The following is a 13,868-nucleotide window of genomic DNA, read 5'->3' as shown; positions in this document are numbered from 1 at the left end:
CCTATTGCGCCGCGCATGACCGCGGTTTTCATCACGATCGACACCGAATATGCCGCCAGCCTGGCCGCGCGCGGGCGGGCGGAGAACTTCGCGCGCTCGATCGCCTGCGAAACGCCCTCGGGCCCGGCCGGCCTGTTCTACAAGATGGCCCTGATGGACCGCCACGGGCTGAAGGGGGTGTTCTTCGTCGACCCGATGCCCGCGCTCCTCTGGGGGCAGGAGGCGATATCCGACATCGTCGGCCCGATCGTCGCGGCCGGGCACGAGGTCCAGCTCCACTGCCACACCGAATGGCTCGCGCTCGCGGGCGCGAACAATCGCTTCGGCGCGACCGGGCAGAACATCGCCGATTTCCCGTTCGAACGGCAATGCGCGATCCTCGACTGGGCGCGCGGCGTGCTGGTCGCCGCGGGAGCGCCGGCGCCGGTCGCCTTTCGCGCCGGCAATTACGGCGCCAACGACGATACCCTGCGCGCGCTTGCCCACCTTGGCCTGCACTACGACAGCAGCCACACGCCCGGGATCGCGGGCGGGGCCTGCCGGATCTCGCTCGGCCGCGACGATCGCCGCCCGGTGCGCCATTGCGGGGTGACGGAAGTTCCGGTGGGTTGCATCCGCACGTTCGGCGGCGGCCTGCGCCATGCCCAGGTGACCGCGATCTCCGCGCGCGAGATGCTCGCCGCGATCCGCCACGCGCGCGACCACGGCCTGTCGAGCTTCACCATGGTCTCGCACAGTTTCGAGTTGCTGTGCCGCGCGCGGGCGCGGGTCAACCGGGTCGTGCGCCACCGTTTCGAACGCCTGTGCCGCGGGATCGCCGCGATGGAGGGGGTCGAAAGCGGCACTTACGCCAGCCACCCGCCGCGCCCCTCCTCCCGTCAGGAACCGCGCCCCGTCCTGCCCGCGGCCGGGCTGCGCGAGGGGCTGCGCCTGGCCGAACAGTTCGTGTCCAACCGGCTTTACGGCGCGCGCTGATGCTGCGCGAGACCCCGGTGCGCTTCGTCGTCGGTTCGCGCCAGCTGCTGGCCGTGCCGCGGCGGCTGATGGTGGTCGGCCACCGACTGGACCAGCTCGTCGCGGGCGAGGCGGCGCCCCTGCCCCCGCTGGCGGACGACGCCGACGGCTACCGCGTCCTCTCGGCCCCGGCGGCGACGGTCGCGGGCACGATCGCGGCCCATGGCGACATGATCCCGGGCGGCGTGCAGCATTACCGGCGGCACTACATCGCGATGGAGGGCGGGTTCGATCACTACATGGCCCGTTTCTCGGGCAAGACGCGTTCCACCCTGCGGCGCAAGCTGCGCAAGTTCGCGGCGGACGACGGCGGCACGCTGGACCTGCGCGAATATCGCGGGGCCGACGGGTTCGACCGGTTCATCGCCGCCGCGCTGCCGCTCTCGCGCAAGACGTACCAGGGCCGCCATCTCGACGCCGGGCTGCCCGAAGATGCCGATCGCCTGGCCGCGCTGCGCGCCGCGGCGGGCGAGGACCGGCTGCGCTGCTTCCTGCTCCATCGCGCCGGCCGCCCGTCGAGCTACCTGTGCCTGCCGGTCGAGGGGCGCACGCTGGTCTATGCCTGGCTCGGCTACGACCCGGCCGACGCGCCGCTTTCGCCCGGCACCGTGCTGCAGCTCGCCGCGCTCGAACGGCTCTTCGCCGAGGAACGCTTCGCCTATTTCGATTTCACCGAGGGGGAAGGCGCGCACAAGGCGCTGTTCGGCACTGCCTCGGTGGAAGCCGCGAGCTTCCTGCTCCTGCGCCGGCAGGCTTCCAACCGCCTGCTGCTGGGCGCGCTCGAGGCGTTCGACGGCTCGGTCGCGCGGGCCAGGGCGCTCGCCCGGCGCAGCGGCGCGCTGTCGGGCGCGCGGCGCCTGCTCAAGCGCTAGCGCGCGCCTGCCCGGGGCCGGGCGTCGGCGCCGCGGCTAGAGATCGACCGTCCGGTCCTGCTTGTCCTCCAGGTCGTCGCGCAGTTCGCGCGCGCCGCGTTCGGACCGGGCGACCGTGCCGCGGCTCGCCTGGCGGTTCCGCGCCCAGACGTAGATCGCCACGGCGAGGAGAAGGATCGGGCCCGCGACGAGGGCAACGGCCCAGAAATTACCCATGGGTTTGCTCCTTGAAAGCTCTTCCCCCGGGCAACGCGCGAGCGGGGCAATCTTTCCGCCCCGGCCGGCCGGGCGGCGCCCGGCGCGAACGCGAACGGCCCCGCCCGAACGAAAAAGGGCCGGGAAGATATCCTCTTCCCGGCCCCTTTTGCGTGGCAGTGCGAAGGATCAGGCGCCTTCGACTTCGCCCAGGTCGAGCTTGAGGCCCGGGCCCATCGTGCTGGTCAGCGAGACCTTGCGCACGTACTTGCCCTTGGCGCCGCTCGGCTTGGCCTTCACGACCGCGTCGGTCAGCGCCTTGAAGTTCTTCTTCAGGTCCTCGTCGTTGAACGACAGCTTGCCGATGCCGCTATGGATGATGCCCTGCTTCTCGACGCGGAATTCGACCTGGCCGCCCTTGGCGTCCTTCACGGCCTGTTCCACGTTCGGGGTGACGGTGCCCAGCTTCGGGTTCGGCATCAGGCCCTTGGGGCCCAGGATCTTGCCGAGACGGCCGACGACGCCCATCATGTCCGGCGTGGCGATCACGCGGTCATAGTCGAGGTTGCCGTTCTGCATGTCTTCCATCAGGTCCTCGGCACCGACCTTGTCGGCCCCGGCGGCGGTCGCCTTCTCGGCATTGTCGCCGCGCGCGAAGACCGCGACCTTGACGTCCTTGCCCGTGCCCGAAGGCAGCGAGACCATGCCGCGCACCATCTGGTCCGCGTGGCGCGGATCGACACCCAGGTTCATCGCGACTTCGACCGTTTCGTCGAACTTCTTGCTGGCGAACTGGCGCAGCGTGGCCAGCGCCTCGTCGACGCCGTAGAGCTTTTCCGAATCGAGTTCGGCCAGCGTCTTCTGCTTCTTGGTCAGCTTTGCCATCGGATCAGCCCTCCACCACTTCGAGGCCCATCGAACGCGCGGAGCCTTCGATGATCTTGGTCGCCTGATCGATGTCGTTCGCGTTCAGGTCCTTCATCTTCGTTTCGGCGATCTCCGCCAGCTGCGAGCGCTTGATCGTGCCGGCCGAGACCTTGCCCGGCTCCTTCGAACCCGACTTGAGCTTGGCCGCGCGCTTGATCAGGAAGCTGGCGGGCGGAGTCTTGGTGACGAAGCTGAACGAGCGATCCGCATAGACCGTGATGATGGTCGGGATCGGCATGTTCTTTTCGAGATCCTGCGTCGCGGCGTTGAACGCCTTGCAGAATTCCATGATGTTGACGCCGCGCTGACCCAGCGCGGGGCCGATCGGCGGGCTGGGGTTGGCAACGCCAGCCGGCACCTGCAGCTTGATATAGCCGTCGATTTTCTTGGCCACGTATGGCCTCCTTTCTCACTGTCGCCCCGGCCCGGGGCCGAAGCTCATGGTAAGCGGTCAGACAGCCTGCCCAGCTTGCTGGAAAATGCAGGCCTTCCGCACGGATTTCCCCCTGCCCCGGGGAATCGGGACGGGCGGGAAGGCGCGCCGATAGGCGCAAACGCTTCGAAATTCAACTCATCGATGCATGGCCGGCGCGGGGGCAGCCCCGCGCCCGGTCACTTGACCAGTTCGACCTGTTCGAAATCGAGTTCCACCGGAGTGGCGCGGCCGAAGATCGAGACGCTGACCTTGACCTTCTGCTTGTCGAAATCGAGCTCTTCCACCACGCCGTTGAAGCTGGCGAAGGGGCCGTCGAGCACCTTGACCTGGTCGCCGATCTCGTAATCGACGCTGATGTCGCGCTTGGGCGCGGACTTGGCTTCCTCGACCCCGCCGAAATAGCGCGCGGCCTCTTTCTCCGAAATCGGCTGCGGCTTGTTGTTCGAGCCGAGGAATCCGGTCACCTTCGGGGTGTTCTTGACCAGGTGATAGACATCGTCGGTCATCTTCAGCTTGGCGAGGACGTAGCCGGGCATGAACTTGCGTTCGACCTGGACCTTCTTGCCGCGCTTCAGCTCGGTCACCGTCTCGGTCGGGACCTGCACTTCCTCGACCGCCTCGGACAGGCCCAGCCGCTCGGCCTCGGCGATGATCGCATCGCGCACCTTGTTCTCGAAGCCGGAATAGGCGTGAATGATGTACCAGCGAGCCATTGTGATCCTTAAGTCCAGTCGTGTTGTGCCCGTATCAGGTCCGTGTCGGCCCCAGTATCAGGTCCCGGTATCAAGCCAGCGTCAGCAGCCAGCGCACGACTGCGCCGAAAGCCGAATCGATCCCGAGGAAGAAGAGCGACAGGAGCACGACCATGATGCCCACGAAGATCGCGGTGCGGACCGTCTCCTCGCGAGTCGGCCACACGACCTTGCTGCCTTCGCTGCGGACCTGGCGGATGAATTCACCGGGGGTCGTCTTGGCCATCTGTGCTCGTATCCCGTTGCAAAACCTGTCGTGCCTTCCGGGATGGGGCCATCGCCGCCCCGGTTCAAGTCCGGGAGGGGCTGTCGTGGGCTCCGATGTCGGAAAGCATCGCCGCATTTAGGCCGCGCGCCGGGCAAAAGCAAGGCACAGGAAAATGCGCGCGGGCGGTTGCAAACGAAACTTGGGGCTGGTCTTGCGTGCCGCGCGCTACTAGCGTGCCCGGTTATTCCAAGTTGACGGATCTAGGGGGAATATCGCGAATGGCAACGGGCCAGGCATCCACGCTGGGCGAACGACTGGTGCAACCGGTCACCAATGTTTCCGACTTCATCTGGGGCGGCACGTGGAACGGGGAACAGCTGATTCCCATCCCGCCGCTGGCCGTGATCCTGCTGGGCATCGGCCTGTGGATCATGGTCGGCCTGCGTTTCTATCCGATCGTCAAGCTGGGGGCCGCGATTCGCGGCCTTTTTGCTGGCCGCAAGGGGTCCGGTTCGGGCGAGATCAGCCCCTTCGCCGCGCTTTCCACCGCGCTTTCGGGCCAGGTCGGCACCGGCAACCTGGCCGGCGTCGCCACCGCGATCGCGCTCGGCGGGCCGGGCGCGGTGTTCTGGATGTGGGTCACGGCGCTGTTCGGCATGGCGCTCGCCTTCGCCGAGGGCAGCCTCGCCATCCGTTACCGCGAGACGACGTCCGACGGGGTCCAGCGCGGCGGCCCGATGAGCTACATCATGCTCGGCCTCGGCCCCAAGTGGACCTGGCTGGCGATCGTCTTCTGCCTCGGCACGCTGTTCTCTGCGCTGGTGACGGGCAACTCGATCCAGGCGAACGAGGTCGCCAGCGGCCTCAACGAACTGTTCGGCTTCGAACGCTGGCTGGGCGGCCTGATCGTCGCGATCGCGGTGTTCGTGGTGATCATCGGCGGCATCAAGTCGATCGGCAGCGTGGCGGAAAAGATCGTGCCCTTCATGGCCGCCACCTACCTGGTCATGGCGATCACCGCGCTGATCCTGAACTTCGGCGACCTGCCCGAGACGTTCGGCCGGATCTTCGCCGGCGCGTTCAATTTCCAGAGCGCCAGCGGCGGTTTCGCCGGGGCCGCGATCATCCTGGCGATCCGCGCCGGCGTGGCCCGCGGGCTGTTCTCGAACGAGGCGGGCCAGGGCTCGACCCCGATCGCCCACGCCGTGGCCCAGACCGACGACCCGGAACAGCAGGGCCGCATGGCCATGCTGGGCACGTTCATCGACACGATCGTGATCTGCACGATGACGGCGCTGGTGATCCTGACCGTCCAGGGCGACTTCACCTACCAGGGCCAGCCGGTCGATCACGTCTGGCAGTCGGACCTGGGGACGACGGCCATGTCGGGCTTCGTCACCACCTCGGGCGCCTTCGCCGCGGCCTTCCCGTTCGAAATCGCCTCGATCCCGCTGGGCACGCTGGTGGCCAGCACGGCGCTGATCCTGTTCGTCTTCACGACCCTGCTGACCTGGTCGTATTACGGCGAGCGCGCGATCACCTTCATCTACGACCGGTTCCCGGGCTCGACCCGCGGCGGGGAGAAGGCGCTGCACATCGGCTGGCGCGTGATCTGGTGCGTGGCCATCTTCATCGGCGCGACCCAGCCTTCGCAGCTGGTCTGGCGGCTGGGCGACATCTCGAACGCGACGATGGTCCTGCCCAACCTGCTCGCGCTGACGCTGCTGTCGGGCGTGGTCTTCAAGCTCGCGCGCGGGGAACGCAACGCAGGGCGCGATTTCCGCCGCGAAACGCCGGAGGAGCCGGAAGAGTACTGACCGGCCCGGTCGCGGCGCGGGCCGCGGACGTGAAAAGGGGGCCGGCTGCCGGTGGCGGTCGGCCCCCTTCGCGTTTGCGGTAAGTCAGCGAAGCCCGAACAGGCGGGCGAAGAATCCGGGCTCCTCCATCGGCTGGATCGGCCCGTGGGTCATGTATCGCAGCGAGGCGTCGCGGTGCGGGCGGGGCTGGACCCACCCGTCGGGACGGCTGCTGCGGAAGGAATAGCTCGACATGGGATTACCTCCATGAACTGACATCTTCCCTCCGTCCGTCCCGTGTAATGCCCGGTTCGCCGCATGGTTCCCGCAAAGTTCACCAAATGCGGCCCCGCTGCCCAACCGGCGCGCGGCAACATGGTTCCGCCGCGGCGGGCGGCGGGCGGCGGGCGTCAGGCATTGGCCCCGTTATCGACCAGGATCGAGGTTCCCGTCACCGCCGTCGCTCCCGGACCGGCGAGGTAGGCGACCGCCGCGGCGACATCCGCTGGACGGCCGAACCGCCCCAGCGCAGTGCGCGCCACCTGGGCCGGGGCATGGTCGCCGTCGGCCGGGTTCATGTCGGTATCGGTCGAGCCGGGATGCACGGTGTTGACGGTGATGCCCCGCGGGCCGAGATCGCGCGCCAGGGCCCGGTTCATCATCGCCAGGCCGGCCTTGCTCGCGGCATAGGCGGCCAGCCCCGGCTGCGGCGCCTGGGTGGCAAGGTTGCTGCCGATCCCGATGATCCGCCCGCCTTCGCCCATGTGCGGCAGCACGGCCTTCACCGCGACGAACGGCGCCCGCAGGTTGATCGCCAGGCTCGCGTCGAAATCGTCGATGGCCAGGGCATCGACCGGGCCGACCGCGAAGATGCCGGCGTTGTTCACCAGAATGTCGATTCCGCCGAACGCACCGGCCGCGCGGTCGATCGCAGCGGCCAGCGCCTCGGCCGAACGGCTGTCGGCGGCGATCGCCAGCGCGCGCCGCCCCAGTCGCTCGATCTCGCCCGCGACGCCTTCGGCCGCGTCGCGTGCGGCGGCATAGGTGATCGCGACATCGGCCCCCTCGCGCGCCACCGCCGCGCCGATCCCCCTGCTGCCCCCGGTCACGAAGGCGCGTCTGCCAGCCAGTGCCGTTCCCGCCGGTGTCGTCATCGCGAATCTCCATATCTGTAATGCTCGATACAAATATGTGCCGCTTGGCGCGCCGGGTCAATTATTATATAGCAGACGCTATAAAAAAGGAGGCAGCGGCACATGGGCGAGCGCGGCCGGCCGCGCGGGTTCGACCGCGAGGCGGCGCTGGAACGGGCGATGGAGCTGTTCTGGCGCAAGACGTACGACGGCACCTCGGTGGCCGACCTGACCGCGGCGATGGGGATCGGCGCGCCCAGCCTCTATGCCGCCTTCGGCAGCAAGGAGAGCCTGTTCCGCGAGGCGGTGGACCGCTATACCCGCACCCGCGGCGGCGGCATCTGGGAAGCGCTGGAGGAGAACGCCGATATCCACGCCGCGATCGCGCGTTTCCTGCTCGCCACTGCCGATGCCTACACCGCCCCCGGCGTTCCGCCCGGGTGCCTGGTCGTCCTCGGCGCGCAGCACGAAGTGGACGGCGCGAGCGCGGCCCACGAGGATTTGCGCCGCCGGCGGCGGGACAACCTCCGCACGCTGGCCGATCGCTTCGCCCGCGCGGTGCGTGAAGGCGCCCTGCCACCCGCTTTCCCGGTCGAGGCGGCAGCGGCCTACTACCTCAGCGTGCAGAACGGGATGTCGCTGCTCGCGCGCGACGGCGCCGACCGGGCGACCCTGCGGGCCGTCGCGCGCGCGGCGATGTTCGGGTGGGACCGGTGGATGGCCGGGGACGCGGCGGGCTGACGCGCCCTCGCCGCCTGGTTCGGTCAGGCGTGCGGGCCCGGGGCGGGGGCGGGCGCGGAGGTCGTTTCGTCCGCTTCGTGCCGGTCGGCGGCCCATTCGGCCATGGCGTCGAGCACCGGCCGCAGGCTGCGCCCCCTGGCGGTGAGCGAATAGTCCACCCGCGGGGGAATCTCGCCGTAGTCGCGGCGCGCGACCAGCCCGTCGCGCTCCATTTCCTTCAGCGTCTTCGACAGCGTGCGATGGGTGATCCCGCCCAGCCTGCGCTGCAAGGCGTTGAAGCGCAGCGGCCCGTCGAGCAGCCAGAAGATGACCATCGGCCGCCACTTGCCCGCCAGGAATTCCAGCGTCCGTTCCGCCGGGCAGCGCCAGCCGTCGGCCGGCGCGCCGGAGCCGGTTTCGCCGCGGGCGGGTTCAGTATCCATCGGGACCGTACTTGTTGCCATGTCAGTGCAGCTCTATCTTGCCTGCAGGACGAAGGCAATGCCCCCGGGGCGGGGCCGACCAATACGCCCCCTTGTGAAAGGCAGTGACATGAAGACACTCGATACGATCCTGCGCAACGACAGCGCCCACTGGGTCGGCGACGGTTTCCCGGTCCGCTCGCTGTTCAGCTATCACGGCGATACGGCCGCGATCAGCCCGTTCCTCCTGTTCGACTATGCCGGGCCGTGGAACTTCGAGCCGGTCGAGGGCCGCCCGCGCGGCGTGGGCCAGCATCCGCACAAGGGGTTCGAGACGGTGACCATCGTCTATGACGGCGAAGTCAGCCACCGCGATTCCACCGGCGGCGGCGGCACGATCGGCGCGGGCGAGGTGCAGTGGATGACGGCCGGTTCGGGCGTGCTGCACGAAGAGTTCCATTCCCCCGGCTATTCGAAGACCGGCGGGCCGTTCCGCATGGTGCAGCTGTGGGTCAACCTGCCGGCGAAGGACAAGCTGGTGCCCGCGCGGTACCAGGCGATCACGCGCGACACGATCCCCGAAGTCGCGTTCGACGGCGGCCGCGCGCGGATCATCGCCGGCGCCTTCGGCGAGGTCGAGGGACCGGCGCAGACCTTCACCCCGATCAACCTGTGGGACGTGCGGCTCGACGCGGGCGCCACGGCCACCCTGCCCCTGCCCGATGGGCACACGACGATGATCGCGGTCCTTTCCGGCCATGTCACGATCGATGGCGAGGGCGTGGGCGAGGCCGAGATCGCGCGCCTCTCGCGCAGCGGCGACGCGGCCCGCATCGCCGCCGACGGCGACAGTATCGTGCTGGTCATGACCGGCGAACCGATCGACGAACCGGTCGTCGGCCATGGCCCCTTCGTGATGAACACCGAGGGGGAGATCCGCGAGGCGATCGCCGCATTCAACGCGGGCAAGTTCGGAACCCTCGCGCCGGCCGGATAGGGCCGACGGGAGAACAAGGGCAACGGCACGGAAGGGGCGGGCGCCGCGGCGGCCGCCCCGTTTCCCGCCTCGCGTCAGCCGCTTGCGGCCAGGCCCGGGCAGCGCGCGGCGTCGCCCGCCCCCACCCCCGCCCCCGCCCCCGCGTCCGGCCCCGTTTCCGGCCTGCCCGTCCGCACGGTCATCCCGACGATCCGCCCGGTCAGCGCGGCCAGCCGCCCGGCCTCGTGCGCGGTGAGCGCGGCGGTGTCGATCGTCACGCGCATTCGCGCGCCCTCCACCGCGACCGTCATCGCCGCCGGAGCGAAGCCGAGACGGGCATGGATGTCGACGACCCGCGCCAGCAGCGCGGTATCGGCCGGGCATTCGAGGACCATGCGTCGCGCGCGGTCAGGCGGCGACCGGCCGGGCATCGCCCGCGCGCCGCTCCAGCCGCCGGCGCGCCAGCAGGTCCGCCGCGCGATGCGGGGCCAGCCCGTGCTCCTGCGCGTGGTCGAGCACCGCGGCAAGGCGCTGCCCCGTCTCGCGCACCCGCCGCTCGGCCTGCGCGCTGTCCCACCCCAGGTATTCGGCGCAGACGTTGACGATGCCCCCGGCGTTGACGACGTAGTCGGGCGCATAGAGCACGCCGCGGCGCGCCAGCGCATCGCCGTCTTCCGCGCGCGCCAGGACGTTGTTGGCCGAGCCGCAGACGACCCGCGCCCGCAGCCGCCCCACCCCCGCGCCGTCGAGCACGCCGCCCATCGCGCAGGGGGCGAAGACATCGGCCCTGGCGGAAAGGATCGCGCGCGGGCTGGCGATTTCCGCCCCGTATCGGCAGGCGATCTGCGCCGCGACGTCGGAACGCGTCTCCGCCACGATCAGCCGGGCCCCGGCCTCGTGCAGGAGCCGGCACAGCGCCGCGCCGGTATGGCCCAGCCCCTGGACCGCGACCGTGACCCCGGACAGGTCGCCGCCGAACGCGCGGCGCACCGCCTCCTGCATCGAGAGGAACACGCCCAGCGCGGTCCACGGCGAAGGGTCGCCGCCGGGCCGCCCTTCCTGCTGGGTCAGGCCGGCCACGTGGCGCGTCTGCCGGCGCACGGCCTCCATGTCCTCGACCCCCGTGCCGACATCCTCCGCCGTCACGTACGAACCGCCGAGATCGGCGACCGCGCGGCCGAACGCCGCGAACAGGGCGCGCCGGTCGAACGGTTCGGCGGGCAGGTTGATGACCGACTTCCCTCCGCCCAGCGGCAGGTCCGCCATCGCGTTCTTGAACGCCATCCCTTCCGCCAGGCGCAGCGCGTCGCGCGTCATCGCCCGGCTGTCGGGGTAACGCCATGCGCGGCACCCGCCGGCCGCCGGGCCGAGCACGGTGGAATGGAGAACGATCACGCCGTCGAGGCCGCTCGCCTCGTCTTTCACGAGATGGACGGCCTCGGGCACGCCGGCGGTGGATTGGGTCTGCTCGCTCATCGGGAAACTCCTGTCTGCCGGGCAGCATCTGCCCCAGCTTGCGCGAAATTTCCTGTCTGATTGGCGCGAAAGTACCGCGTGAGAGAAAAGTATTTTCGATTCCGGCGCAAAACCGGGTCGATCTTGCCCCCAGGGCATTCACGGCCGGGCGCTAGAGCGGCAGCGCGGTCGTCGTCTTGATCTCCGACAGGGCGACGGTCGAGTGGACTTCCTGCACCCCGGGCACTTGCGAGAGGCGGTTGAAGAAGAACGCCTCGTAAGCCTCGATGTCGGGGGCGACGATCCGCAGCAGGAAATCGACGTTGCCCATCAGGACATAGCATTCGAGCACTTCGGGAAAGCTTCGGATCGCCTCGGCGAACTCGTCGAGGTTCGCCCGCCCGTGGGCGTTGAGCTTGACCTGGGCGAAGATATGCGCGTTGAGCCCGACCTTGCGCCGATCGACCAGCGCGACCTTGCGGGTGATGAACCCGTCGCGCTCCAGCCGGTCGATCCGGCGCCAGCAGGGCGAGACCGACAGGCCGACCCGCTCGGCCACCGCGGCGGTCGAGAGCGAGACGTCCTCCTGCAGGATCCGCAGGATCTTCTTCTCGTAACGGTCGAGACTATCGCCGCCGGGCGCCGTCATGGCGATAATCTTCCCTCCTGCCCCGCCCCCTCCGCCGCGCGGAGGACACGGATCACGTTGCCGCTCGTCATCTTCTCGATCTGCGCCGGCGTCTAGCCGGCCTCTTGCGAACCTTCTGCGTACATTGCTGAATGAGAAAATGGTGCCAGAAGAGGCATCAAATTCGTTCTTTTTTCCATTTTAGTTTCAGAGACTTAGTAAATTCGCTCTGGCCAAAAAGCCCTCAAAAGGCCCGCAAATGGCGCTTAATGTACTGGTTTGATGCCTTCTTAGGGACTCGAGAAAGCATCTTTACTTCCGGGAAACTAGCCAAGATCGATGCCCGCTAAGAGCCCGTATTCCGTTGAAAACTCCCGCATTCGCTGGGGCTGAAGTCCTTAATTACCCTTCATGGGCAAAGCACAGACGTTGCGATGATGGATGAGAAGACAGTGATGCAGGAGGTGTCAAACGAACTAAGGATTTGCCCCCGTGGACGAAGTGAAGAACTGCCCCCCTTTCGTGGAGCAGTTGCGTTGCTGGTTCTGAGCGAAGCCCATAGCTGTCACTGCGGATGGTAATGACTGTGGAACGGTGCACCAGTCTGTCGAGCATTGCCGAGGCAGCGACAGGATCGCCGAAGACGCAGCCCATTCGCCCACCAATCAGTTTGAAGTGATCAGGATCGAGCCTTTTTCGTAGCGCCGTGAGACAGGTGGAAGAACAGATGGGCGGCGTGGCCTCGAACGGCAGATAGCCCAATTAGTCGACGACCTGCAACTTAGGGTGGTTGAACTAGGTCAGTTGCTCGTCAAACAGGCCCTCGTCATGCGCCTTGACCAGCATCGCCACCAAGTTGCTGCGGTAACGAACTGGGCCGAGTAGTTCTGCCGACTGGCTTCCCGGGTCCAATGCGACCGCGAGGTATGCTTTGCCGGTTCCCGGCGGGCACAGCAGTAGCGTCGGGTCGCCATGCGTGATCCACCGGCAGGTCGCCAGTGCCCGTATCTGGCCGGGATCCGACGAAGCTTAGGCATCAAACTCGAAGCCGTCGAGCTCATGCACGAATGGGAACTGGGCGATTTTGCTGGCCATGGTGATACGCTGCTCGTCAAGCGAGGCAATCTCGTGCTAGACGAAGAAGGTCAGAGACTCGCGCAAGGTCATTTCCGAGCGGGCGGCTTCGTCCAGTAGCGTATTAAGCTGGTCGCGGATCGCAGTAAGCTTGAGCCGGTCGAGCATCGCTAAAACCGCGTCATGATCGATCGGCGCCATCTCCAGCCTCCCCCCAACAACCGCTTCATAATCTCCGAGCGGCCGCAACAAAGCCGACGTCTACACGGGCGGGGGCGGTAGTTCGCGGATGGGACAAGCGCCGACCGACCCTGTTAAGTGGGCTCTGTCAGAGACCGGCTGACGGTACCCTTCGCGAACCGGGAGGTCGGCGGCTATTCCGCCGGCATGCCGCACGATAACGCGGCCTGCCAACCCCATGACCTGCACAGTCTCTCCGACCAGGTGCCACCGGACCGATTGGTCCAGATGGGCGACAAAGACGGACTAAAAGGAATCGGCGACCGGCGATCGCATTGTGCTTCAGATAATTGACGCCAAGTTCATCCTTGCCTTTGGTGCGGGCCTGACGTGGCAATTATCACTTTGCCTACTGTTCGCCGTGAGCGCAGCGATTCCATAGCTGCCACGAGATCTTCCATTGGATACAAATCCCGGATCAAGGGGCGAATTTCACCTCGGGAGCATTGCTCGACAAGTTTCTGCTGTATGGTGCGGATCGCTTCCGGCGCGCGGTCGAAGCTCCAGTATACACCGTGCACACTGGCGGATCTAACCAGCATGTAGTTCGCCTTGAGAGCCTGTGACGTGACCCCCAGCTTTCCCCCAGCTGGGATTAGAGCCGGGCGGTTGTTTCGCGCATGAGCGCGGTTGAAGCAATGGGCTGCGTAGCGGAGCCCGTAGGGCGTAGTGAAGCAGGCCATTGCTTATCCAGTTCGGCGGCGAACGCCGCCGGTGTTGCGTAGCCAAGCGATGAGTGCGGTCGCTCCCGGTTGTAATCGTCCACCCAGGCGGCGATCTCGACACGGGCATGGGCCATGCTCAAGAACAGCGTCTCGTTGAGCAGTTCGTCCCGCATGCGACCGTTGAAGCTCTCGACATAGCCATTCTGCATCGGCCTTCCGGGCGCGATATAATGCCACTCGACGCCGATCTCGCCGCACCATGCCAGCACGGCGTTGCTGGTGAGCTCGGTTCCGTAGCACATTGGGAAGCTGGCTCTCGAAGGCAGCGCTCGCCTTGATGGAGACAAGGGCGCGT

The 13,868-nt window shown here is 67.6% G+C and carries 20 protein-coding genes and 2 pseudogenes; 5 read left to right on the top strand and 17 right to left on the bottom strand.

Features of this window, described 5'->3' with window-relative positions:
• Positions 1-15: 15 nt before the first annotated feature.
• Both GRI72_RS00090 and GRI72_RS00085 read left to right on the top strand, forming a co-directional pair.
• Positions 16-975 carry a polysaccharide deacetylase family protein gene (locus GRI72_RS00090; RefSeq protein ID WP_160731921.1) on the top strand — a complete coding sequence of 320 codons (960 nt, stop codon included), beginning with the start codon at positions 16-18 and terminating at the stop codon, positions 973-975.
• The gene (locus GRI72_RS00085) at positions 975-1,886 is read left to right on the top strand and encodes a GNAT family N-acetyltransferase (RefSeq protein WP_160731920.1); all 912 of its coding nucleotides are present in this window, start codon (positions 975-977) and stop codon (positions 1,884-1,886) included. The genes GRI72_RS00090 and GRI72_RS00085 overlap by 1 nt, the downstream gene beginning before the upstream one ends.
• A 36-nt stretch (positions 1,887-1,922) precedes the next feature.
• On the opposite strand, the gene GRI72_RS00080 is transcribed toward GRI72_RS00085, so the two are convergent.
• The 5 genes from GRI72_RS00080 to secE all read right to left on the bottom strand — a co-directional run bounded on the left by GRI72_RS00080 (position 1,923) and on the right by secE (position 4,422).
• Positions 1,923-2,102 (bottom strand): hypothetical protein, encoded by a 180-nt coding sequence (locus GRI72_RS00080; RefSeq protein ID WP_160731919.1) that lies wholly within the window; start codon positions 2,100-2,102, stop codon positions 1,923-1,925.
• A 168-nt stretch (positions 2,103-2,270) separates the two neighbouring features.
• Positions 2,271-2,966 (bottom strand): 50S ribosomal protein L1, encoded by a 696-nt coding sequence (gene rplA, locus GRI72_RS00075; RefSeq protein WP_160731918.1) that lies wholly within the window; start codon positions 2,964-2,966, stop codon positions 2,271-2,273.
• A gap of 4 nt (positions 2,967-2,970) precedes the next feature.
• Entirely contained in the window at positions 2,971-3,402 is a 432-nt protein-coding gene (gene rplK, locus GRI72_RS00070; protein WP_160731917.1) for a 50S ribosomal protein L11, read from the bottom strand.
• A gap of 218 nt (positions 3,403-3,620) precedes the next feature.
• A complete protein-coding gene (gene nusG, locus GRI72_RS00065) occupies positions 3,621-4,157 on the bottom strand; it encodes a transcription termination/antitermination protein NusG (protein ID WP_160731916.1) in 537 nt (178 codons plus the stop codon).
• A gap of 70 nt (positions 4,158-4,227) precedes the next feature.
• Positions 4,228-4,422 carry a preprotein translocase subunit SecE gene (gene secE, locus GRI72_RS00060; protein ID WP_160731915.1) on the bottom strand — a complete coding sequence of 65 codons (195 nt, stop codon included), beginning with the start codon at positions 4,420-4,422 and terminating at the stop codon, positions 4,228-4,230.
• 260 nt (positions 4,423-4,682) lie between these two features.
• Here secE and GRI72_RS00055 point away from each other — a divergent pair, with 260 nt between their 5' ends.
• A complete protein-coding gene (locus GRI72_RS00055; protein WP_160731914.1) occupies positions 4,683-6,221 on the top strand; it encodes an alanine/glycine:cation symporter family protein in 1,539 nt (512 codons plus the stop codon).
• 84 nt (positions 6,222-6,305) lie between these two features.
• Here GRI72_RS00055 and GRI72_RS14505 read toward each other — a convergent pair whose 3' ends face one another.
• Complete coding sequence (locus tag GRI72_RS14505; RefSeq protein ID WP_202388866.1) at positions 6,306-6,455, bottom strand: hypothetical protein; 150 nt, start codon at positions 6,453-6,455, stop codon at positions 6,306-6,308.
• 155 nt (positions 6,456-6,610) lie between these two features.
• The gene (locus GRI72_RS00050; RefSeq protein ID WP_160731913.1) at positions 6,611-7,354 is read right to left on the bottom strand and encodes an SDR family oxidoreductase; all 744 of its coding nucleotides are present in this window, start codon (positions 7,352-7,354) and stop codon (positions 6,611-6,613) included.
• Between the two features lie 102 nt (positions 7,355-7,456).
• On the opposite strand from GRI72_RS00050, the gene GRI72_RS00045 reads away from it, so the two are divergent.
• Positions 7,457-8,074, top strand: a complete 618-nt coding sequence (locus GRI72_RS00045; protein ID WP_160731912.1) for a TetR/AcrR family transcriptional regulator — start codon at positions 7,457-7,459, stop codon at positions 8,072-8,074.
• A gap of 23 nt (positions 8,075-8,097) precedes the next feature.
• Here GRI72_RS00045 and GRI72_RS00040 read toward each other — a convergent pair whose 3' ends face one another.
• Complete coding sequence (locus GRI72_RS00040) at positions 8,098-8,517, bottom strand: winged helix-turn-helix transcriptional regulator (RefSeq protein WP_202388865.1); 420 nt, start codon at positions 8,515-8,517, stop codon at positions 8,098-8,100.
• A gap of 88 nt (positions 8,518-8,605) precedes the next feature.
• Here GRI72_RS00040 and GRI72_RS00035 point away from each other — a divergent pair, with 88 nt between their 5' ends.
• On the top strand, positions 8,606-9,472 hold the full coding sequence (locus tag GRI72_RS00035) for a pirin family protein (RefSeq protein WP_160731911.1): 867 nt from the start codon (positions 8,606-8,608) through the stop codon (positions 9,470-9,472).
• 74 nt (positions 9,473-9,546) lie between these two features.
• Here the strand turns inward: GRI72_RS00035 and GRI72_RS00030 are convergent, their stop codons facing one another.
• The 9 genes and pseudogenes from GRI72_RS00030 to GRI72_RS00005 form a co-directional block, all read right to left on the bottom strand.
• Positions 9,547-9,846, bottom strand: coding sequence for a hypothetical protein (locus GRI72_RS00030; protein WP_160731910.1), 300 nt, complete (start codon positions 9,844-9,846; stop codon positions 9,547-9,549).
• Between the two features lie 13 nt (positions 9,847-9,859).
• The gene (locus GRI72_RS00025) at positions 9,860-10,927 is read right to left on the bottom strand and encodes a Leu/Phe/Val dehydrogenase (protein WP_160731909.1); all 1,068 of its coding nucleotides are present in this window, start codon (positions 10,925-10,927) and stop codon (positions 9,860-9,862) included.
• A 151-nt stretch (positions 10,928-11,078) separates the two neighbouring features.
• Positions 11,079-11,555: an Lrp/AsnC family transcriptional regulator gene (locus GRI72_RS00020; RefSeq protein ID WP_160731908.1), complete on the bottom strand. Its 477-nt coding sequence runs from the start codon at positions 11,553-11,555 to the stop codon at positions 11,079-11,081.
• 381 nt (positions 11,556-11,936) lie between these two features.
• Positions 11,937-12,188, bottom strand: a complete 252-nt coding sequence (locus GRI72_RS14965; RefSeq protein ID WP_419880232.1) for an ATP-binding protein — start codon at positions 12,186-12,188, stop codon at positions 11,937-11,939.
• Positions 12,189-12,329: 141 nt separating this feature from the next.
• Positions 12,330-12,545, bottom strand: a pseudogene (locus GRI72_RS14960) (ATP-binding protein); the annotation flags it as partial.
• Positions 12,546-12,665: 120 nt separating this feature from the next.
• Entirely contained in the window at positions 12,666-12,809 is a 144-nt protein-coding gene (locus GRI72_RS14810) for a hypothetical protein (RefSeq protein WP_199698831.1), read from the bottom strand.
• Positions 12,810-12,869: 60 nt separating this feature from the next.
• A pseudogene (locus tag GRI72_RS14630) lies at positions 12,870-13,182 on the bottom strand (hypothetical protein); the annotation flags it as partial.
• The gene (locus tag GRI72_RS14955) at positions 13,151-13,531 is read right to left on the bottom strand and encodes a zinc-binding dehydrogenase (RefSeq protein WP_160731907.1); all 381 of its coding nucleotides are present in this window, start codon (positions 13,529-13,531) and stop codon (positions 13,151-13,153) included. The gene GRI72_RS14955 and the pseudogene GRI72_RS14630, both read right to left, overlap by 32 nt.
• Positions 13,444-13,868 (bottom strand): integrase core domain-containing protein (locus GRI72_RS00005; protein WP_237486609.1); only part of this gene is annotated, 425 nt, incomplete at its 5' end. The genes GRI72_RS14955 and GRI72_RS00005, both read right to left, overlap by 88 nt.

It is taken from the genome of Pelagerythrobacter marinus, from assembly GCF_009827515.1.
GTDB classification, from domain to species: Bacteria; Pseudomonadota; Alphaproteobacteria; order Sphingomonadales; family Sphingomonadaceae; genus Pelagerythrobacter; species Pelagerythrobacter marinus.
Note: the sequence above shows the minus strand (reverse complement) of the source record. Positions and strands in the feature narration are given on the sequence as shown.